We start from the raw sequence: 21,308 nt of genomic DNA, 5'->3' as shown, positions 1-21,308 counted from the left end.
CCCCCCCATCAGGTTGCCGTTACCTACGCGCCACGCTCGTCCTGCATAATCAGGGGATGAGCGTCCTGCGTTTTGACAATGTCAGCAAACAATATGCCGGCGGCCACCAGGCACTGGTGGACGTCAGCTTCGATGTCGCCCCCGGGGAGATGCTGTTCGTTACCGGTCATTCCGGTGCGGGCAAGAGCACCCTGCTCAAGTTGATCCATCTCGACGAGCGGCCCAGCCGCGGCGCGGTGATCTTCGATGAGCGCAACCTGCTGAAGGTGCGCGGCGGCAGTATTCCGCGGCATCGGCGCGAGGTCGGTGCGGTCTACCAGGACCACCGCCTGCTGATGGACCGCAGCATCGCCGAGAATGTCGCCCTGCCGCTGATCCTGCGTGGCACCCGTCGCAACGAGATCGGCAAGCGCGTGCGCTCGGTGCTCGAACGGATGGGCCTGGGTCATCGCGAAAAAGCGCTCCCCTCGCAGTTGTCGGCCGGCGAGCAGCAGCGCGTCGGCATCGCCCGTGCGATTGTCGGCGAGCCCAAGCTGCTGGTCGCCGATGAACCAACCGGCAATCTCGATCCGACCCTGGCGGCAGAAATCATGGCGTTGTTCGCCGAACTACCCGACCGCGGCACCAGCGTGCTGGTGGTCAGCCACGATCTGGCCCTGCTGCGGCGCATGCGCAAGCGCGTGCTGATCCTGGACCACGGCCGCCTGGTCGATGACATCTCGCCGCAGGACCTGGCCGAATGAATACTCCGGTGACCAAGGAAACCGCCGCGCCGTCGCGCCTGGGCGTGTGGCTGCACCATCATGGCCACAGCGTGGTCTTCAGCCTCGGCCGCGCCTGGCGCAAGCCGTGGGCGACCCTGCTCACGGTGATGGTCATGGCGCTGGCGCTGGCCCTGCCGCTGGGCCTGTCGATCGCGCTGGACAACCTCAAGCACTTCGCCGGCAGCGTGCAGCAGTCGCGCGACATCAATCTGTTCCTCAAAACCGATGCCGGGGCCGATGCGGCCGGCCAGGTCGCCGAGACTTTGCGCGCCCGCGCCGACGTGGCCAAGGTGACCGTGCAGACGCCGGAGCAGGGGCTGCAGGAGCTGCGCGAAAGTGCCGGGCTCGGCGAAGCGATCGATGCGCTGCACGACAACCCGCTGCCGACGCTGCTGATCGTGACCCCGGGCGAGGGCGCCGATGACGCGCGCCTGGCGCAGTCGCTGGAAGCCCTGCCGCAGGCCGACCTGGTGCAGCACGATGCACTGTGGCGCAAGCGGCTGGATGGCTGGCTGGGCTTCGGCACGCGCCTGGTGCAGGTGTTGTCGGTGCTGCTCGGGCTCGGTGCCGCGCTGGTGGTCGGCAACACGGTGCGCCTGGATATCCAGGCCCGCCGCGATGAGATCGGCGTGCTGCAGCTGCTCGGTGCCAGCGATGGCTTCATCCGTCGCCCGTTCCTGTACCTGGGCGCGTGGTACGGCCTGGGCGCCGGCGCGGTGGCGCTGGCCCTGATCGGTGCCGCCGGGCTGGCGCTGCGCCCGCCGCTGGCCGCGCTCTCGCATAGTTATGGCAGCCCGTTCGTGCTGCATGGTCTGGACCTGCTGCATTCCTCGTTCGTGCTGCTCGGCACCGTGGTGCTGGGCTGGCTGGGCGCCTGGCTGGTGACGGGACATTTCCTGCGCCAGACCCGTCCCACCGAAACCTGAGCCCCGCATGCGTCCGCAAGCCCTAAAGCACCTCGTCGACGACGCACCGCGCGTGATCGTCGTCGATGGCTCCCGGCTGGTCCGCAAGTTGATCGCCGATGTGCTGCAACGCGAACTGCCGGCGGTGGAGGTGGTGGGCTGTGCGAGCATCGCCGAGGCGCGGGCGGCGCTGGATGCCGGCCCGGTCAGCCTGGTCACCACCTCGCTCACGCTGAGCGATGGCGACGGGCTCGACCTGGCGCGCATCGTGCGCGACGCCGCGGGGCAGGCCTACGTACCGGTGATCGTGGTCTCCGGCGATGCGCAGCAGCATCTGGAGCAGCGTCGCTTCACCGAGTACGTCACCGACTATTTCGACAAGGCGCTCGGTCACGAAGCGCTGGCCACCTTCATCCGCGGCTATGTGCAGCCGGAGACGATTCCCGGCGCGACGATCCTGTACGTTGAAGACAGCCGCGTCGTCGCCGAGGCGACCAAGCGCATGCTCGAACGGCAGGGCCTGAACGTGCTGCACGTGCTGACCGCCGAAGATGCGTTCGCGCTGCTCACCGCCGAGTCGCTTGGCCGCAGCAGCCATCGCATCGACCTGGTGCTGACCGATGTCACGCTCAAGGGCGAGCTCAGTGGTCGCGACGTGGTGCAGCGCGTCCGCGTGGATTTCGGCTACGGCAAACGCCGCCTGCCGGTGCTGGTGATGACCGGCGACGGCAACCCGCACAATCAATCCGGTCTGCTCCAGGCCGGTGCCAACGATCTGGTGCAGAAGCCGATCGAAGAGCGGCTGCTCATCACCAAGGTGCTGTTCCAGCTGCGTCTGTCCCGCCTCAACGACAAGCCTGCAGTGCGATGAATGACGATGTAGTACCCAGCATCCAGCTCGAACCGAGCTGGAAGACGCGTATCGGTGATTACCTGCTGCGGCCGGACATGCGGGAGTTGTCCGCTTTTCTGCGCCAGCGCAAAGCGGCCGGAGCCCAGGTGTTCCCACCGGGCCCGCAGATCTTTGCCGCCTTCGATGCCACGCCCTTCGACCAGGTCAAGGTGGTCATCCTCGGCCAGGATCCGTATCACGGGTACGGCCAGGCGCACGGCCTGAGCTTCTCGGTGATGCCGGGCGTGCCGGTACCGCCGTCGCTGCTCAACATCTACAAAGAGATCGAGGCCGATCTGGGCATCCCGCGCCCGGACCACGGCTGCCTGCTGCCGTGGGCGCACCGCGGGGTGCTGCTGCTCAATGCGGTGCTGACGGTGGAGGCGGGCAACGCCGGCTCTCACCAGCGGCGTGGCTGGGAGGGCTTCACCGACCATGTGGTGGATACGCTCAACCGCGAGCGAGAGGGCCTGGTGTTCCTGTTGTGGGGCAGCTACGCCCAGCAGAAGGGCAAGGTCATCGATACCGGCCGGCACCGCGTGCTCAAGGCACCGCACCCTTCGCCGCTGTCGGCGCATCGCGGCTTCCTGGGCTGCCGCCATTTTTCGATGGCCAATGAGTACCTGCAGCGCCGCGGCAACGCGCGCATCGACTGGTCGCTGCCGCCGCGTGCCGCGCTGGAACTGCCGGCCTGAGCGCCCGGCCGTGGCCTACACGGCCAGCATCTCGATGATGGACTGCGCCACCTGCCGCTTGCGCGGTGGCAACCGCCGCAGCAGCGACAGGATGTTGCCCTCCAGGTCATCGCGTACGTAGTCCTGTGCGGGCGCGGTCAACATCAGTTCCTCCCCGCTGGCCTTGCACACGCCGCGACCGGTGGCCAACCACTCGAATCGCACCCGCGTACTGACGGCGATGTGCACCAGGTGCGACACACTCGGATGCGTTCCTCCCCGGCGCTCCCATTGCGCGACGGCACTGCGCTTGACCCCGGTTTCCACTGCCAACTGCGTCTGTGACATCCCTGCGCTGGTGCGTGCTGCGCGAATTCGATCCGACATCGCCAACATGGCCTTCCCCTTTCTCGTTCCTTGAACAGTGGATGGTTATCGATACTTACCGGGCAGCGATTCTTTTTTCGGTCTGTACAGAACTGCTTGCCGCCCTTGCCGTTGCAATCGCTCCGCCGATGAATCCACGAGCGACAGTGAAACTTCCCCCTGCACGCGACACGGCCGGTTTGACGGTTTACCTGCGTGCACGTAGTTAATCCCTCAAGCCGGCCATGACGCGCCGGGACATCCAAAACATCGGAAGCAGGCCGATGCCCTGTCGATCATGGTCGGTATCCACCGGCCCGTGAAAGACCGCTTCGGCCAGGACGCAGGGGATGGCCGATGGATAAAGTTTCTGTTGTGAAGTTGGCGTTACGGCGATTCAGTTTGAGAGCGATTTCGCTGTTATTTGTGATGCTGTTCGCATTAAGTGCCGGTATTTCATCGGCCGCCGCGCAATCGGCCTGCACGGCTGGCGCCTGTGTGAGTGCAGGCCCGCGCCTGGCCTCGATCGATTCCACCCAGAGCCCGGTGCTCAATCTGCTGTTCGGTGCGTTGCTGCCGGGCACTGCGGTCAATCTCAGCGTGGCCGACTGGAACAACCTGGCCGGGGCGAACATCAATCTCAACGCGTTGCTGACCCAGCTCAACGGCGGCGTGGTGGTCAGTGATCCCAGCCAGGTGCTCAACGCCAGCATCACCCTCGGCCAGTTGCGTGCGGCGATGGTGCAGGTCCTGCAGGCGGACGGGCAGACCGCGGCCGCCAATGTCCTCAATGCGTTGCCGCTCGGCGCGGCGGGCGTAGGCGGCAGCATCCGCCTGGCCGACATCCTGCAGATCGCGCTGCCCACCGGCTCGCTGGCGACCGTGCGCCTGAACGTGCTGGACCTGCTTACCGGCGGTGTGCAGCTTTACAACTTCCGCAACGTACTCACCACGCCCACGCCGATCACGGTCAACACCGCGGCACTTGGCCTCAACGGCGTGGCCAACGTGCGCCTGTGGCTGCAGGTGGTCGAGCCGCCGGTGTACACCTGCGGCGCGGCCGGCGCGGCGTTCCACAGCGCGGCGATCCGCATCAAGCTCGATCTGGACCTGGTGCAGGGTTTGAACACGGGCACGCTCTCGGCGGCGCTCAGTGGCCTGAACCTGCTGGGCGTCACCCTCTCCAACACCAGCATCACCGCCGATGTCCTGCATCTGCAGGTCTACGCCGATGTCGCACGCGCCGAAGGAGCGATCTCGGCGATCAACCTGGTCGGCAACGCGGTCACGCTGCAGGCGCGTCCGGGGCTGGTGAACCTGTATGTCGGCCAGATCAGCGATGCGACCTTCTTCAACCGCACGACGGTGCTCACCGATACCGCGCTGAGCGCGGCGACGCTGACCTCGCTCAGCGTGCGGGTGCGCGTGTCGGCCAATGTGCTCGGCCTGCTCACGCCGATCGCCGACATCACCATCCCGCTGACGGTCAGCATCCGCAGTTTCGCCACTGCCACGCCCGGGCTGCAGAGCGCGAGCTTCACCGGTCCGTATCCACAGACCCGCACGCTGAGCGCCGGCACGGTCAGTGCGGCGACGATGGTCTCGACCCTGGTCAACTCGCTCAGCATCCAGGTGACCAGTGGCAACCCCACGGTCACGCTGCTGGGCGGCATCGCACTGCCGCTGCCGGTGGCGGACCTGGTCAACGGCATCGTCAACACGTTGCTGACGCCGATCCGCACCCAGGTCAACGCCGTGGTCACGCCGGTGCTGACCGCATTGCTGGGCGGGCTGGTGGACAACCTGCTGGCCCTGCTCGGCATCCGCATCGGACAGGCGGTCTTCACCGTCGAAGGCATCACCCAGGCGTGCGCGGCGACACTGCAGCTGGTCAAGGACCTGCAGCCCACCAGCGATACCGGGCGGTTCAATCTGTCCATCACCTACAACGGCAGCACGGTCGGCTCGGCCAGCAACGTCGGCAACAACGGCGCGACGGCCACGGTGATCACGGTGCCCGGCGGCAGCTACGCGCTGGCCGAAGCGGCCGCGGCCGGTACCACGCTCAGCCGTTATGCCAGCACCTGGCAGTGCACCGACCAGAACAACACCGTGGTCTCTTCCGGCAGCGGCGGCAGCTTCACCCTGCAGGCGCCGGCGATGACGGCCACGGCCGTGACGCTGGTGTGCCGGATCACCAATCGAACGCGCCAGGCGGATCTGTCGATCACCAAGACCGACGGCAGCGGCACCTACACGCCGGGCGGCACCGCGACCTACACGCTGCTGGTCCGCAACGACGGCCCGGATGCCGTCACCAATGCCGTGGTCACCGACAGCCTGCCGAGCGGCACCACGCTGCGCGGCGCATGGACCTGCAGTGCCACCAGCGGCAGCACCTGCGCGGCGGCCAGCGGCGGTGCGGTGGGCGGCAATGCGGTGAATGCCGGCGTGAATCTGATCAACGGCGGGCAGGCCACGATCAGCGTCCCGGTCAGTTTCAGCAACAACCCGGGCGCGTACTAGCGGCCGGTGCGGTGCAGTGCAGTGCGTGCAGGGGACGCCCCTTGCGGATGAATGACAGGACCACCGATGCCGCGTGCCTGCAACAGGCCAGGGCAAGCTTTCGAGGATGAACGCATGGCAGCAACGGGCAGGCAGCGCAGGGCAGGCAGGGCTTCGGCCGGCATCGCGCAGGCCATGGCCGTGCTGGCATTGCTGCTGCCACCGCCGCTGCTGGCACAGAGCTACCCGAACCCGCTCAACAACACCGCCACCGTCACCGCGCCCACCGATGTGGCCGACCCCACGCCCGGCAACAACAGCGCCACCGATACCAATGCCCTGGCGCTGCAGGCGCAGCTGAGCGTCAGCAAGGCCCTGGTCAGCGCCACCCCGGTGGCCGCCGGTGGCGCGGTGCAGTACCGCATCCAGGTCAGCAACGCCGGGCCGTCCGCGGCCAGCGGCGTGGGCGTGGTCGATACGGTGTCTTCGCTGCTGACCAACGTCACCTGGAGCTGCCAGCCGACCACCGCTGCGTCGTCGTGCGCCCAGCCCAGCGGCAGCGGCAATGCCGTGAACGTGCTGGTCAACGTCGGCGTGGGTGACAGCGTGGTGCTGCTGGTGAATGGCACCGCACCTGCCGCCACCCCGGCCACGGTGCCGGCCAACACCGTGTCGCTGGTACTGCCCACGGGCACCACCGACCCGACCCCCGGCGACAACACCGCCAGCACGCCAGCGGTGCCGGTGCAGGCCAACGCGCTGGTGGCGGTCAACGACAGCTTCGCCACGCCCCTTTCTTCCACCACCGGTGGCAGCACGCCCACGGTGTTGGGCAACGACACCTTGAACGGCTCCCCGGTGGTGGGCGGCAACCTCATCATTTCACTGCAGAACGCGCCGGCCGGCTTCACCATCAACAGCGCAGGCGTCATCGCGGTGCCGGCCGGTGCCGCTGCGGGCGCAACGTCGATCGGCTACCAGATCTGCGAAAACGCATCGCCGACCAACTGCGCCACCGCCAGCGCCAGCCTGATCATCACGCCCACCGCCGTCGACGACAGCTTCAATGCCCTGGCCGGGGCGGGCACGCTCAGCGGCAACCTGGCCAGCAATGACAACGCACCGGCCGGCGCCACCTACAGCGCCTCCGGCACGCCGGTGCCCGGGGCGACCATCAGCAGCACCGGCACCCTGACCTACGCGCCCACCGGGGGCATCACCCAGCCGGCATCGATTCCCTACCAGGTGTGCCTGCCCGCGCCGAATGGCAGTGTCTGTTCCACCGCCACGGCATCGGTGCTGGTCGATGCCAATGTGCTGGTCGCTGTCGATGACACCTTCAGTGCACCCTTGCTGCCCGGTGCCGGCGGCACGACGCCCACGGTGTTGGGCAACGACACCTACGATGGCAACGCGGTGCCGCAGGCGCAGGTGACGCTCAGCCTGGTGGGTGCGCCCACGGGCTTCTCGATCAACCCCAACGGCACCCTCGTCGTGCCGCCGACCGCTGCCGCCGGCCCGCTGTCGCTGACGTACCGGTTCTGCGACAACGCGGCGCCGGCCAACTGCGCCACTGCCACCGCCACCCTGGTGATCAGCCCGGATGCCGTGGACGACACGGTCAGCACGCCTGGTGGCGGGCGGCCGCTGACCGCCAACCTGGCCGGGAACGACAACTTCCCGAGTGGCTCGGCCTTCAGCCTGGCGACCCAGGCCGCCCGCGGCACTGCCGTGGTCAACGCCGATGGCACCTTCACCTATACCCCCGCCGACGCCAACACCGGGCCGGACAGCTTTACCTACGAGCTCTGCCTGCCGGCCCCCAACGCGACCGTCTGCGACACGGCCACGGTGAACGTGAGCGTGGCCGCCAACCAGCTGGCCGCCGCCGATGACCTGTTCGCCACGCCGCTGCAGCCGGGTACCACCCCCACCAGCCTGCTCGGCAACGACACCCTGAACGGCACGGCAGTGACGCCGGCAGGCGTCAGCCTGACACTGAGCGGTGCGCCGGGCAGCATCACCGCCAACACCGCCGGCCAGCTGCAGGTAGCGGCAGGCGCTGCAGCGGGGGCCTATGCCTTCACTTACCAGATCTGCGAACTGCCGGGCGGCACCAACTGCGCGACGGCCAATGTGCAGCTGGTGATCGCCCCGGAAGCGGTGGACGACAGCTTCGCCGCGACCGCCGGCGTGGCGTTGGCCGAGACCGTGGCCGGCAACGACAACGTGCCGACCGGTGCAGTGTTCAGCCTGCTGGCGGGCGCGGCCCACGGCACGGTCAGCGTCACGGCCGATGGCAGCTTCAGCTATACCGCGCAGGGCACGTATTCCGGGCCGGACAGCTTCCGCTACCAGGTCTGCCTGCCGGCCCCCAACGGTGGCATCTGCGATGCCGCGACCGTGACCCTGAACGTGGCCGTTGCCGCCGTGGTCGCCGGCAATGACGACTTCACCGCCACGCCCGTGCAGGGCGACGGGGGCACCACGGCCAGCGTGCTGGCCAACGACACCCTCAATGGCGCGCCGATCGCCGCCGCGCAGGCGACGCTGTCGCTGATCAATGCGCCGCCGGCCGGCTTCACCCTCGCGCCCACCGGCGAACTGCAGGTGCCTGCCGGAACGCCGGCCGGCCCGGTGAACCTGACCTACCAGCTGTGCCAGGCGGGTACCGGCAACTGCACCACGGCCAGCATCGCGGTGGTGATCGCGCCGCAGGCGGTGGCCGACAGCTTCACCACCCAGGTCGGGCGTCCGCTCAGCGGCAACGTCGGCGTGAACGATCGCGTCGCCGCCGGCACTACCTATGCGGTCACCGGCACCGCGCCGCAGGGGCTGGTGTTCAATGCCGATGGCAGCTTCACCTACACGCCGCCGGCGCAGTACACCGGCACCACCCCCTTCAGCTACCAGGCGTGCCTGGCCGCCCCGTACAACACCGTCTGCAGTACCGCCACGGCAACCCTCAACGTCAACGCGGGCACCCTGGTCGCCAACGATGATGATTTCCGCGACAGCCTGCTGAACCCGGCCACCGGTGGCACCACCCTCAGCGTGCTGGCCAACGACACCATCAACGGCGCGATTCCGCCTGCGCCGGCCGAGGTGATCCTGAGCCTGCTGGGTGCACCGGCCGGCTACGTACTCAACACCAACGGCACCGTCTCGGTGCCCGGTGGTGCGGCCGCTGGCGCGGTCAGCTTCGGCTACCGCCTGTGCGAGGCGGCGCTGCCGACCAACTGCGATGACGGTGCGGTGCAGCTGCTGCTGGCCCCGGTGGCGGTGAACGACACTGTCAGCACGGCCGTGGGCGTACCGGTCAGTGGCAATGTCGGCAGCAACGACAACGTCCCCGCTGGTGCCACCTTCAGCGTGACCGGCACCGTGCCGGCGGGCCTGGTGCTAGCCGCCGGCGGCGGCTTCACCTACACGCCGCCGGCCGGCAGCCAGGGTCCGGTCACCTTCGCTTACCAGGCGTGCCTGCCGGCCCCCAATGCCACCGTGTGCGCGGGGGCGACGGTGACCATCAACGTCAACGCCGGCACCCTGGCCGCGGGCGATGACGATTTCCGCGCGACGCCGATCGGCGCCGGTGGCGGCAGCACCGTGTCGGTGCTGCTCAATGACAGCCTCAACGGGACCCAGCCGCCGGCCTCGGCCGATGTGCTGCTGAGCCTGGTCGGCGCGCCGTCGGGCTTCACGCTGGATGCCAATGGGGTGTTGAACGTCGATGCGGGCGTGCCGTCCGGCGCGCTCACGTTGACCTACCAGCTGTGCGAGACCGCGTTGCCGAGCAACTGCGATTCGGCACAGATCCGCCTGGTGGTCTCGCCGACCGCTGCGGCCGACGTGTTTTCCACACCGGCCGGGCAGCTGCTCTCGGGCAGCGTGGCCAGCAATGACAATGCCCCGGTGGGCGCGGTGTTCACCGTGTCGGGCGCCGCACCGGACGGCCTGCAGCTCGGCCGCGATGGCAATTTCCAGTACACCCCGCCGGCCGGGTTCACCGGGCCGGTGGGCTTCAGCTACCAGGTGTGCCTGCCGGCGCCGGACAGCACGCTGTGCAGCACGGCCGGGGCAACCATCAACGTCAACGCCGGCACCCTGATGGCGATGGACGATGACTTCAGCGGCACGCCGCTGGCGCCGGGTGCAAGCACCAGCACCAGCGTGCTGCTCAACGACAGCCTCAATGGCAGCGTGCCGCCGCCGGCCGGCAGCGTGACCCTGACCCTGGTGGGTGCGCCGTCGGGTTACGCCCTCACCGCCGCCGGCCTGTTGCAGGTGCCCGCCAGCGCCGCCGCCGGTGCCACGGTACTGAACTACCAGGTCTGCGAAACCGCCGCGCCCAGCAACTGCGCCAGTGCCAGCATCCGCCTGGTGGTGACGCCGTCGGCGCAGAACGACAGCTACTCCACCGCCGCCGGCCAGCCGTTGAACGGCAGTGTCGGCGACAACGACAACGTGCCGGCCGGTGCCGTGTTCGCCATCGTCGGCAGCACACCGCCGGGGCTGAGCTTCGGCGGCGGCGGCAGCTTCACCTACGTGCCCCCGGTTGGCGCGGCCAGCCCGGTGACGTTCACCTACCAGGTCTGCCTGCCGGCGCCGAACAGCGCGCTGTGCGCCACGGCCACGGCCGACATCAACATCACCGTGGGCAGCCTGGCGGCCAACGACGATGACTTCAGCAGCGCGCCGGTCAATCCGGTTACCGGTGGCAGCACGCCCTCGGTGCTGCTCAACGATGCGTTGAACGGCAGCACGCCGCCGTCGGCCGCCGATGTGCTGTTGAGCCTGACCGGCGCACCGGCCGGCATCACCCTGAATCCGGATGGCACGGTGAGCGTCGCCGCGGGCGTACCGGCCGGTGGGCGGACGCTGGCCTACCAGCTGTGCGAAGCGGCGGCGCCGGGCAACTGCGCCAACGCAGACCTGCGCCTGGTGGTGGCACCGTCGGCCATTGACGATGCGCTCTCCACGCCAGCCGGCGTGGTCCTGAACAGTTCGGTGGCGGGCAACGACAACGTCGGCAGCGGTGCGCAGTTCAGCGTGGTCGGCGCCCCGCCGGCCGGGCTGGTGTTCAATGCCGATGGCAGCTTCGCCTACACCCCGGCAGCGGGCTTCAGCGGCGCGGTCACCTTCACTTACCAGGCCTGCCTGCCTGCGCCCGACAGCGCCCTCTGCGCCACGGCGACGGCCACGCTCAACATCAACAGCGGCACCCTGGTCGCGGTGGACGACAGCATCGCCGCGCCGGTCGCCGGCGGCACCGCCACGCCCAGCGTGCTGGGCAACGACACGCTCAACGGTGCGACGCCGCTGGCGGACGAGGTGGTGCTCAGCCTGGTCGGCGCGCCGTCCGGTTTCTCGATCGCCGCCGATGGCACGATCGCGGTCGCCACCGGCACCGCATCGGGCGCGGTCTCGCTGACCTACCAGGTCTGCGAAGCGGCGGCGACCACCAACTGCGCCACCGCCAACGTGGCCCTGGTGGTCGCGCCCGCGCCGGCCAACGACGCCTTCGCCGTGCAGGCGGGGCTGACCGTCACCGCCACTGTGGCCAGCAACGACGGCATGCCGGTGGGTTCGACCTTCGCCGTGCAGGGCACGCCGCCGGCCGGGGTGACCTTCAACGCCGATGGCAGCTTCACCTATGCACCGCCGGCCGGCACCACCAGCCCGGCCAGCTTCGTCTACCAAGCCTGCCTGCCCGCACCGAACACCGCGGTGTGCGCGACGGCCACGGTCACGTTGAACATCAACAACGGCGCCCTGTTGGCCAACGACGACAGTTTCGGTGCGATCGCGCCGGGTGGCACCACGGCCAGCGTGCTGGCCAACGACACCCTCAATGGCCTCAGTCCGCCGGCATCGGCCAACGTCGCGCTGTCGCTGGTGGGCGCGCCGGCGGGTTTCAGCATCTCCCCCACCGGCGCGGTGTCCGTGCCGGCCGATGCCGCCAGTGGCGCCACCACGCTGACCTACCAGGTCTGCGAAACGGCGGCCGCCAACAACTGCGCCACCGCCAGCATCGCGCTGGTGGTGCGGCCAACGCCGGTGAACGACACGATCAGCGTGCAGGCCGGCCAGGCCAACACCGGCAATGTCGCCGGCAATGACGCCATGCCAGCCGGTTCCAGCTGGAGCGTGCCATCGCCGCCGCAGGGCCTGGTGTTCAACGCCAACGGCAGCTTCACCTACACGCCGCCGGCCGGCACCCTGGGCGCCGTCACCTTCAGCTACCAGGCCTGCCTGCCCGCGCCGGATGCCGCGGTGTGCGGCACCGCCACGGCAACCCTCGACATCGCGGTGAATGCCATCGTCGCCAACGATGATGCCTTCGCCGCGCCGCTGATCGCAGGCTCGGTCACCCCCAGCGTGCTGGCCAACGACGTCCTCAACGGTGTCACTCCGCCGCCATCGGCCGCCGTGCAGTTGCTGCTGGTGGCCGCCCCGGCCGGTTTCGTCATCAACAACGACGGCAGCGTGCAGATTCCAGCCAGCGCTGCTGCTGGCGCGACCTCGCTCACCTACCAGCTGTGCGAAACCGCTTCGCCCACCAACTGCGCCACCGCGGCCATCACCTTCGTGGTGACACCAGCGCCGCAGGCCGATGCGTTCGCCGTGCAGGCCGGTGCCAGCCTGACCGGTACCAGCGTGGCGACCAACGACGCCATGCCGGCAGGCGCCAGCTGGGCGGTGCAGGGCACCCCGCCGGCCGGCCTGGCGTTCAACGCCGATGGCAGCTTCAGCTACACGCCGCCGGTGGGTACCACCGGTGCGGTCACCTTCAGCTACCAGGCCTGCCTGCCCGCGCCGAACGCCACGGTGTGCGGTACCGCTACGGCCACCATCAACGTCAACACCGGAACACTGGTAGCCGCCGACGACAGCTACAGCGGCATCGCCGAAGGCGGCACCACGCCCAGCGTGCTGGCCAACGACAGCCTCAACGGCACCACACCGCCGGCGCCCGCCAGCGTGCAGCTCAGCCTGGTCGGTGCACCGGCCGGTTTCGTCATCAATCCGGACGGCAGCATCGCCGTGCCGACGGGGGTGCGGTCCGGCGCGACCACGCTGACCTACCAGATCTGCGAAACCGCCGTGCCGGGCAACTGCGATACCGCTACCGTGGCCCTGGTCATCGCGCCGTCGCCGCAGGCCGATGCGTATTCGGTGCAGGCCGCTGGCACGATCAGCAATGGCAACGTGGCCGCCAACGACAACCTGCCGGCCGGCGCGCAGTTCACCGTGCAGGGTCCCGCGCCTGCCGGCCTGGTCTTCAACGCCGATGGCACCTTCACCTATACCGCGCCGGCCAATACCCCCAGCCCGGTGACCTTCACCTACCAGGCTTGCCTGCCTGCGCCGGATGCTGCCCTGTGCGGCTCCGCCACGGTGACGCTCAATATCAACGATGGCACCCTGTTGGCCCTCGATGACAGCGTCACGGTTGCACCGGGTGGCAGCGCCGGTACCAGCGTGCTGGCCAACGACTCGCTCAATGGCGTTTCGCCGCCGGCCGCCGGGACTGTCCTGGTCAGCCTGGTGGGCGCACCGGCCGGCGTCGTGCTCGGCACGGATGGCGTGCTTACCGTGCCCACCGGCATCGTCTCCGGCCCGCTGACGCTGACCTACCAGGCCTGCGAAGCGGCAGCGGCCGGCAACTGCGACACCGCCAGCATCGCGCTGGTGATCCTGCCCGCACCGCAGAACGATGCCTTCAACGTGCAGGCCGGGCAGGTGCTGTCGGCCAGCGTGGCCGGCAACGATACGATGCCGGCCGGTTCCAGCTGGGCGCTGCAGGGAACTGCACCGGCCGGCCTGCAGTTCACTGCCGATGGCAGCTTCAGCTATACCCCGCCCACCGGTACCACCGGCCCGGTCACCTTCAGCTACCAGGCGTGCCTGGCAGCGCCGAACGGCGCGCTGTGCGGCACCGCCCAGGTGACGCTGAACGTGGCCAACGGCACCCTGCTGGCCGGTGACGACACGCTGGCCGGCATCGCCCCGGGCGGTACCTCGGCAGCCAGCGTGCTGGCCAACGATTCGCTCAATGGCGTCAGCCCGCCCGCGCCGGGCGACGTGGTGCTGAGCCTGGTCGGTGCCCCGGCCGCGTTCACCCTCAACCCGAACGGCACCATCAGCGCCGGCAGCGGTGCGATGTCCGGCCCGACCACGCTGACCTACCAGATCTGCGAAGCCGTGGCGCCCGCCAACTGCGCCAATGCCAGCGTCACCGTGGTGGTCAACCCGGCGCCGCAGGACGATGCCGCCGCCGTGCAGGTGGGGCAGAGCCTGGATGCCAGCGTGGCCGGCAACGACAACATGCCGGCCGGTTCCAGCTGGAGCCTGCCGGGTACGCCGCCGGCAGGCTTCAGCTTCAACGCCGACGGCAGCTACACCTATGCGCCGCCCGCCGGCACCCGTGGTCCGGTGGTGGTGGCCTACCAGGTCTGCCTGCCGGCACCCAACGCCAACCTGTGCGGCGCCGCCACGCTCACCCTCAATATCAACAACGGGGCGCTGGTCGCTGTGGACGACACCCTGGCCGGCATCGCCCCGGGCAGTACCTCCGGCGCCAGCGTGCTGGCCAATGATTCGCTCAACGGCACCACGCCGCCGGCACCGGCCTCGGTGGTGCTGAGCCTGGTGGGGGCCCCGGCCGGTTACGCGATCACCGCCGATGGCACCCTCAGCGTGCCATCCACCGCGGTGGCCGGTCCGCTCACGCTGACCTACCAGATCTGCGAAGCCGCCGCCGCCAACAACTGCGACACCGCCAGCGTCACCGTGGTGGTCAGTCCGGTGCCACAGCCGGATGCGTTCGCCGTGCAGGTCGGGCAGACGCTGTCGGCCAGCGTGGCCGGCAACGACAACGTGCCGCCCGGCGCGCAATACAGCGTGCAGGGCACCGCACCGGACGGCCTGGTGCTGACCGCCACCGGCGCCTTCACCTATACGCCGCCGCCGGGCCGGCTGGGCCTGGTCACCTTCAATTACCAGGCCTGCCTGCCGGCACCGAATGCCGCAGTGTGTGGCGTCACCACCGCCAGCATCAGCATCAACAACGGCACCCTGGTGGCCGGCGATGACACCTTCAGCAACATCGCGCCGGGCAGCACGGTGGGGACCAGCGTGCTGGCCAATGATTCGCTCAACGGCGTGTCGCCGCCGCCGGCGACGTCGGTAACGTTGTCGCTGGTGGGTGCCCCGTCGGGCTTCTCGATCAGTGCCGATGGCCTGCTCACGGTCGGGACCGGCGTGCTGTCCGGGTCGACCACGCTGACCTACCAGATCTGCGAAGCGGCCTCGCCGGCCAACTGCGACACCGCCAGCGTGCTGGTGGTGGTCAGCCCGGCGCCGCAGGCCGATGCGTTCGCCGTGCAGGCCGGGCAGACGCTGGCCAACAGCGTGGCCGGCAACGACAACATGCCGGTCGGTTCGACCTACAGCGTGCAGGGCACGGCCCCGGCCGGGTTCGTCTTCAACGCCGATGGCAGCTTCACCTATGCACCGCCGGCCGGCACCGCGGGGCCGATCACGGTGGCCTACCAGGCCTGCCTGCCCGCGCCGAACGCGGCGCTGTGCGGCACCGCCACGCTCACCCTGAACATCAACAACGGTGACCTGGTCGCCGGCGATGATGTGATCACCAATGTGGTGGCCGGCGGCACATCGGTGGCCAGCGTACTGGCCAACGACCGCCTCAACGGCGCCAGCCCGGCCCCGGCGGCCGATGTGCGGCTGTCGCTGGTGGGTGCTCCGGTCGGCTTCATCCTGAACCCGGATGGCACGATCAGCATCGGCACCGGCGTGCCGGCCGGCGCCACCGCGCTGACCTACCAGCTCTGCGAAGCGGCGGCCGCCAACAACTGCGATACCGCCAGCGTCACCGTCGTGGTCGGCCCGTCGCCGCAGGCCGATGCGTTCTCGGTGCAGGCCGGGCAGCAGCTGGCCAGCACCGTGTCCGGCAACGACAACATGCCGGCCGGTTCGACCTGGACCGTGCAGGGCACCGCCCCGGCCGGGCTGCGCTTCAACGCCGATGGCAGCTTCACCTACACGCCGCCGGCCGGCACCCTCGGTGCGGTCTCCTTCACCTACCAGACCTGCCTGCCGGCACCGAACGGCACCGTCTGCGGCAACGCCACGGTCACCCTCAACGTCAACACCGGCACCCTGGTGGCCGGCGATGACAGCTTCAGCAACATCGCCCCGGGCACGGCCACGCCCAGCGTGCTGGGTAACGACTCGCTCAATGGGGTGTCGCCGCCGCCGGCCGCATCGGTGGCGCTGAGCCTGGTGGGGGCGCCCACCGGTTTCGGCATCAATCCCGACGGCACTGTCAGCGTCGGCACCGGCGTTGTGTCGGGCAGCACCACGCTGACCTACCAGATCTGTGAAGTGGCGGCGTCCAGCAACTGCGCCACCGCCAGCATCACCGTGGTCGTCAGTCCGGTGCCGCAGGCCGATGCCTTCAGCGTGCAGGCCGGGCAGTCGGTGAACAACACCGTGGCCGGCAACGACAACCTGCCGGCCGGTTCGAGCTTCAGCGTGCAGGGCGTGACGCCGGCAGGCCTGGTGTTCAACACCGATGGCAGCTTCAGCTACGCACCGCCATCGGGCACCACCGGTGCGGTCAGCTTCACCTACCAGGCCTGCCTGCCGGCGCCGAACGCGGCGCTGTGTGGCACCGCGACGGTCACCTTGAACGTCAACAGCGGCACCCTGCTGGCCGGCAACGACAGCTTCACCGGCATCGCCCCGGGCACGTCCACGCCCAGCGTTCTGACCAACGATTCGCTCAATGGCGTGTCGCCGCCGGCCGCTGGCAGCGTCACCGTAAGCCTGGTCGGTGCTCCGGCCGGCTTCGGCATCGCTGCCGACGGCACGATCAGTGTCGGCCCCGGCGTCACCTCCGGCAGCACCACGCTGACCTACCAGGTCTGCGAGGCGGCGGCCGCGGGCAATTGCGCCACCGCCACGGTGAACGTGGTGGTCAGTCCGGCACCGCAGGCCGATGCCTTCAGCGTGCAGGCCGGGCAGGTGCTGTCCAACACGGTGGCAGGCAATGACAACCTGCCGGCCGGTTCGAGCTTCAGCGTGCAGGGAGCGACGCCGCCCGGCCTGGTGTTCAACACCGATGGCAGCTTCACCTATACCCCGCCGGCCGGCACCACCGGCGTCGTCGGCGTCACCTACCAGGCCTGTCTGCCGGCACCGAATGCAGCGCTGTGCGCGACGGCCACGGTCACTTTCAACATCGCCACCGGTACCCTGCTGGCGGCCAATGACAGCTTCGGCGGCATCGCCCCGGGCGGCACCACGCCCAGCGTGCTGGCCAACGATTCGCTCAATGGTGTGTCGCCGCCTTCTGCCGGTACGGTGACCCTGGGCCTGGTCGGTGCACCGGCCGGTTTCGCGATCAATGCCGACGGCACGATCAGCATCGGAGGCGGCGTTACCGCCGGTGCCACCACACTGACCTATCGCGTGTGCGAAGCGGCGGCGCCGAGCAACTGCGCCACCGCCACGGTGGCGGTGGTGGTCAGCCCCGTGCCGCAGGCGGATGCCTTCTCGGTGCAGGCCGGGCAGACGCTGTCCAACAGTGTGGCAGGCAATGACGGCATGCCGGCCGGCTCGAGCTGGAGCGTGCAGGGCCCTGCGCCCACTGGCCTGGTGTTCAACCCCGATGGCAGCTTCACCTACACGCCGCCGGTGGGCACCACCGGTGCGGTCACCTTCACCTACCAGACCTGCCTGCCGGCACCGGATGCGGCGCTGTGTGGCACCGCGTCGGTGGCCCTCAACGTCAACACCGGCACGCTGCTGGCCGGCGATGACAGCTTCACCGGCATTGCTCCGGGCGGCAGCACGCCCAGCGTGCTGGCCAACGATTCGCTCAACGGTGTCAGCCCGCCGCCGGCGAACGCGGTGACGCTCAGCCTGGTCGGTGCGCCGGCCGGTATCGGCATCAATCCGGACGGCACGCTCAGCGTCGGCAGCGGCGTGCCCTCGGGCCCGACCAGCATCACGTATCAGGTCTGCGAGGCAGCCGCGCCCACCAACTGCGCCAATGCCACGGTGAACCTGGTGGTCAGCCCGGCACCGCAGCCGGATGCCTTCAGCGTCCGCGCCGGCCAGGTGCTGGCCAATTCCGTGGCGGGCAACGACAGCATGCCGGCCGGTTCGAGCTGGAGCGTACAGGGCGCAACGCCGCCGGGCCTGGTGTTCAACGCCGACGGCAGCTTCACCTATACGCCGCCGGCCGGCACCCTGGGCGCGGTCACCTTCACCTACCAGGTGTGCCTGCCCGCGCCGAACGCGGCGCTGTGCGGCACGGCCGCAGTCACCCTCAACGTCAACACCGGCACGCTGGTGGCCGGCGATGACAGCTTCAGCGGCATCGCCCCGGGCGGTACCACGCCCAGCGTGCTGGGCAACGATTCGCTCAACGGCGTCTCGCCACCGGCCGCTGGCACCGTCAGCCTCACCCTGGTCGGCGCACCGGCAGGCCTGAGCATCAATCCCGATGGCACGATCAGCATCGGGACCGGGGTGACCTCCGGACCGACCACGGTCACCTACCAGGTCTGCGAAGTGGCCGCGCCGGGCAACTGTGCCACTGCCAGCGTGACCGTGGTGGTCAGTCCTGCCCCGCAGCCGGATACCTTCAGCGCGCAGGCCGGGCAGACCCTGGCCAACAGCGTGGCCGGCAACGACAACATGCCTGCCGGTTCGGTGTGGAGCGTGCAGGGGGCCACGCCGCCAGGCCTGCTGTTCAACGCTGATGGCAGTTTCACCTACACCCCGCCGGTGGGTACCAGCGGGCCGGTGAGCTTCACTTACCAGGTCTGCCTGCCGGCACCGAACGCAACGCTGTGCAGCACGGCCACGGTGACCTTCAACGTGGGCGGCGCAGCCAACGTGGTGCTGGCGGTGAATGACGACTTCAGCAGTACGCCGGTCGATCCTTCGGTGGGCGGCACCATCGTCCGCTCGGTGCTGGACAATGACAGCTTCAACAACGTGTCGCCGCCGCCGGTGGGCAGCGTGGTCGCCAGTCTGACCGGCAGCACGCCGGGCTACACGATGAACAACCAGGGCCAGATCATGGTGGCTCCGGGTGTGCAGGCCGGGCAGGTGCAGCTGGCCTACCAGCTGTGCGAGAACGGGGTGCCGACCAACTGCACCACCGCCATCGCCACCGTGCTGGTGCAGGGCCCGGTGGGCGCGCTGCTGGCGGTGGATGACACGGGAGGCCCGGTCGGGCCGGACGGCCGTACCCGCCTGCTCAACGTCTTCAGCAACGACACGTTCAACACCGCGCCGCTGGATCCGGCCCAGGTGAGCATCGCGCCGGTCGCCACCAACGCATTGAGCATCAGCAGCGATGGCTGGGTCGATGTTGCCGCCGGCCTGGCGCCTGGCAGCTACAGCACCACCTACACGATCTGCCTGCTCAACCAGCCCACCGTGTGCGATACCGGCACCGTGACGGTTACGGTCACCGCCGGCGAGCCCGGCGTGGATGCCGAAGATGATCGGGTGGAGATGCCGCAGGACGGCGTGATCGAGATCGACGTGCTGGGCAACGACCGCGTCAACGGCACGCCGATCGATCCGGACACCGTGACCGTCAGCATCACCGCGCCGCCCCCGTATGGCACGGCCACGGTACTGCCGCGTGCCCGCATCCGCTTCGCCGCGCTGGCCAACTTCTCCGGCGAGCAGCGCTTCGATTACCAGGTCTGCGACATCGCCGACCCGGCCATGTGCGCCAGCGCCACGGTGACGGTGGTGGTCGATCCGAACGTGCTGACCCTGACCGACGATGCCGTCACCGCGGAGACCTCCGCGCCGCTGGTGATCAACGTGCTGGCCAACGACAGCGCCCGCACGGCGCCGCTGGATCCGGGCTCGCTGCAGATCGCGGTGGCGCCCACGCACGGCAGCGTGGCGTGTGCCAACGGCAGCTGCACGTACACGCCGGCAGCGAATTTCGCTGGCACCGACAGCTTCCGCTACCGCGTCTGTGATGTGTCGATCCCCACCCCGCTGTGTGCCGAGGCCAACGTCGCGGTCACCGTGGCCGGCCAGCAGGCGGTGCTGCGCCTGACCAAGGTAGCCGGCAAGCGCAGTGCGCAGATCGGTGACCTGGTGCGTTACACCGTGACGATCGACAACGTGGGCGAGGTGGATGCCAACGGCGCCACCCTGCTCGATACGCTGCCGCCGGGCTTCACCTTCGTGCGCGGCGGGTTCGCGGTGATCGACGCCGACAACGACGCACGCACCAGCGGGGTGCAGCCCTTGCGCATCGATGGCATCGACGTGGCTGCCGGTGGGCGGGCGACGGTGGTGTACTACCTGCGCGTCGGCGCGGGCACCGGCACCGGTGTGCACACCAACCGCATCACCGCCGTCGACGGCGAGAACCGCACGATCGGCAACACGGCCTCGGCCGAGGTGGACATCAGCACCGATCCCTTGCTCGATGAAAGCCTGATCGTGGGCAGCGTCTTCGACGATCGCAACAGCAATGGCATCCAGGATGACGGTGAGCGTGGCATTCCCGGCGTGCGCATCGCAGCGGTGGAAGGCCTGCTGATGGAAACCGATGCCTTTGGCCGCTACCACCTGGTCGGCATTCCGGGCGGCGAGGCGCGCGGGCGCAACTTCATCCTCAAGGTGGATCCCTCCACGCTGCCGGCCGGGGCACGCTTCACCACGCCCAACCCGCTAGTGCGCCGTATCACTCCAGGGCTGCCGGTGCGCTTCGATTTCGGTGTGCGCATGCCTGACGGTGCATTGAGCACGACGGCCTCGGCCCCGGCTGCGCCCGCACCGGCATCGCGACCGGCGCGGATTGAACTCGGCGACGCCTTGTTCGCCACGGGCAGTGCGCAGCTGGGAGCAGACCGTGCGCCGGTGATCGACACCGCTGCCCGGGCGTTGTCGACGCGCGGAGGCGGGCGCCTGCAGCTCAGCGTGGGCGCCGGCGCCGGGCAGGAGGCACTTGCCCTGCAACGTGCGCAGGCGCTGCGCCAGGCACTGCGAGCGCAACTGTCCGGGCCAATCGCCGCGGCAACCACGGTCGAGGTGCTGGGCGCCGACGGACGCGTGCTGCACCGCCTGCGCCTGGACGATCCCCCCGAGCCTGCCAGTCCCGGCCGCGCGGCCGGGGAGGGGCGCTGAC

General features: G+C 69.4%; 7 protein-coding genes. 6 read left to right on the top strand and 1 reads right to left on the bottom strand.

The genetic code is table 11. From position 1 onward, the window contains the following. The first annotated feature begins 56 nt into the window (after positions 1-56). The 4 genes from ftsE to ung are packed head-to-tail and all read left to right on the top strand — an operon-like array spanning position 57 to position 3,256. Positions 57-743 (top strand): cell division ATP-binding protein FtsE, encoded by a 687-nt coding sequence (gene ftsE / locus BIZ42_RS07850; protein ID WP_019183511.1) that lies wholly within the window; start codon positions 57-59, stop codon positions 741-743. Beyond that, positions 740-1,690 carry a permease-like cell division protein FtsX gene (gene ftsX / locus BIZ42_RS07845; RefSeq protein ID WP_070426086.1) on the top strand — a complete coding sequence of 317 codons (951 nt, stop codon included), beginning with the start codon at positions 740-742 and terminating at the stop codon, positions 1,688-1,690. Before ftsE ends, ftsX begins: the two co-directional genes overlap by 4 nt. A gap of 7 nt (positions 1,691-1,697) precedes the next feature. Beyond that, positions 1,698-2,540 carry a response regulator gene (locus BIZ42_RS07840; protein WP_070426085.1) on the top strand — a complete coding sequence of 281 codons (843 nt, stop codon included), beginning with the start codon at positions 1,698-1,700 and terminating at the stop codon, positions 2,538-2,540. Next, positions 2,537-3,256, top strand: a complete 720-nt coding sequence (gene ung / locus BIZ42_RS07835) for a uracil-DNA glycosylase (protein WP_070426084.1) — start codon at positions 2,537-2,539, stop codon at positions 3,254-3,256. Before BIZ42_RS07840 ends, ung begins: the two co-directional genes overlap by 4 nt. A 15-nt stretch (positions 3,257-3,271) precedes the next feature. Here ung and BIZ42_RS07830 read toward each other — a convergent pair whose 3' ends face one another. Beyond that, the gene (locus tag BIZ42_RS07830; RefSeq protein WP_257785241.1) at positions 3,272-3,622 is read right to left on the bottom strand and encodes a helix-turn-helix transcriptional regulator; all 351 of its coding nucleotides are present in this window, start codon (positions 3,620-3,622) and stop codon (positions 3,272-3,274) included. A gap of 477 nt (positions 3,623-4,099) precedes the next feature. Between BIZ42_RS07830 and BIZ42_RS07825 the strand changes: the two genes are divergently transcribed. Then, positions 4,100-6,127: a DUF11 domain-containing protein gene (locus tag BIZ42_RS07825; protein ID WP_019183516.1), complete on the top strand. Its 2,028-nt coding sequence runs from the start codon at positions 4,100-4,102 to the stop codon at positions 6,125-6,127. A 114-nt stretch (positions 6,128-6,241) separates the two neighbouring features. Continuing rightward, a complete protein-coding gene (locus tag BIZ42_RS07820; RefSeq protein WP_172838044.1) occupies positions 6,242-21,307 on the top strand; it encodes an Ig-like domain-containing protein in 15,066 nt (5,021 codons plus the stop codon). Position 21,308 lies beyond the last annotated feature (1 nt).

This window comes from Stenotrophomonas sp. LM091 (assembly GCF_001806305.1).
GTDB lineage: Bacteria > Pseudomonadota > Gammaproteobacteria > Xanthomonadales > Xanthomonadaceae > Stenotrophomonas > Stenotrophomonas bentonitica_A.
Note: the sequence above shows the minus strand (reverse complement) of the source record. Positions and strands in the feature narration are given on the sequence as shown.

Coding starts and splice junctions, on each gene's coding strand:
- ftsE (WP_019183511.1), top strand. CDS start 57: ATGAGCGTCCTGCGTTTTGACAATGTCAGCAAACAATATGCCGGCGGC.
- ftsX (WP_070426086.1), top strand. CDS start 740: ATGAATACTCCGGTGACCAAGGAAACCGCCGCGCCGTCGCGCCTGGGC.
- BIZ42_RS07830 (WP_257785241.1), bottom strand. CDS start 3,622: ATGTCGGATCGAATTCGCGCAGCACGCACCAGCGCAGGGATGTCACAG.
- BIZ42_RS07820 (WP_172838044.1), top strand. CDS start 6,242: ATGGCAGCAACGGGCAGGCAGCGCAGGGCAGGCAGGGCTTCGGCCGGC.
- ung (WP_070426084.1), top strand. CDS start 2,537: ATGAATGACGATGTAGTACCCAGCATCCAGCTCGAACCGAGCTGGAAG.
- BIZ42_RS07840 (WP_070426085.1), top strand. CDS start 1,698: ATGCGTCCGCAAGCCCTAAAGCACCTCGTCGACGACGCACCGCGCGTG.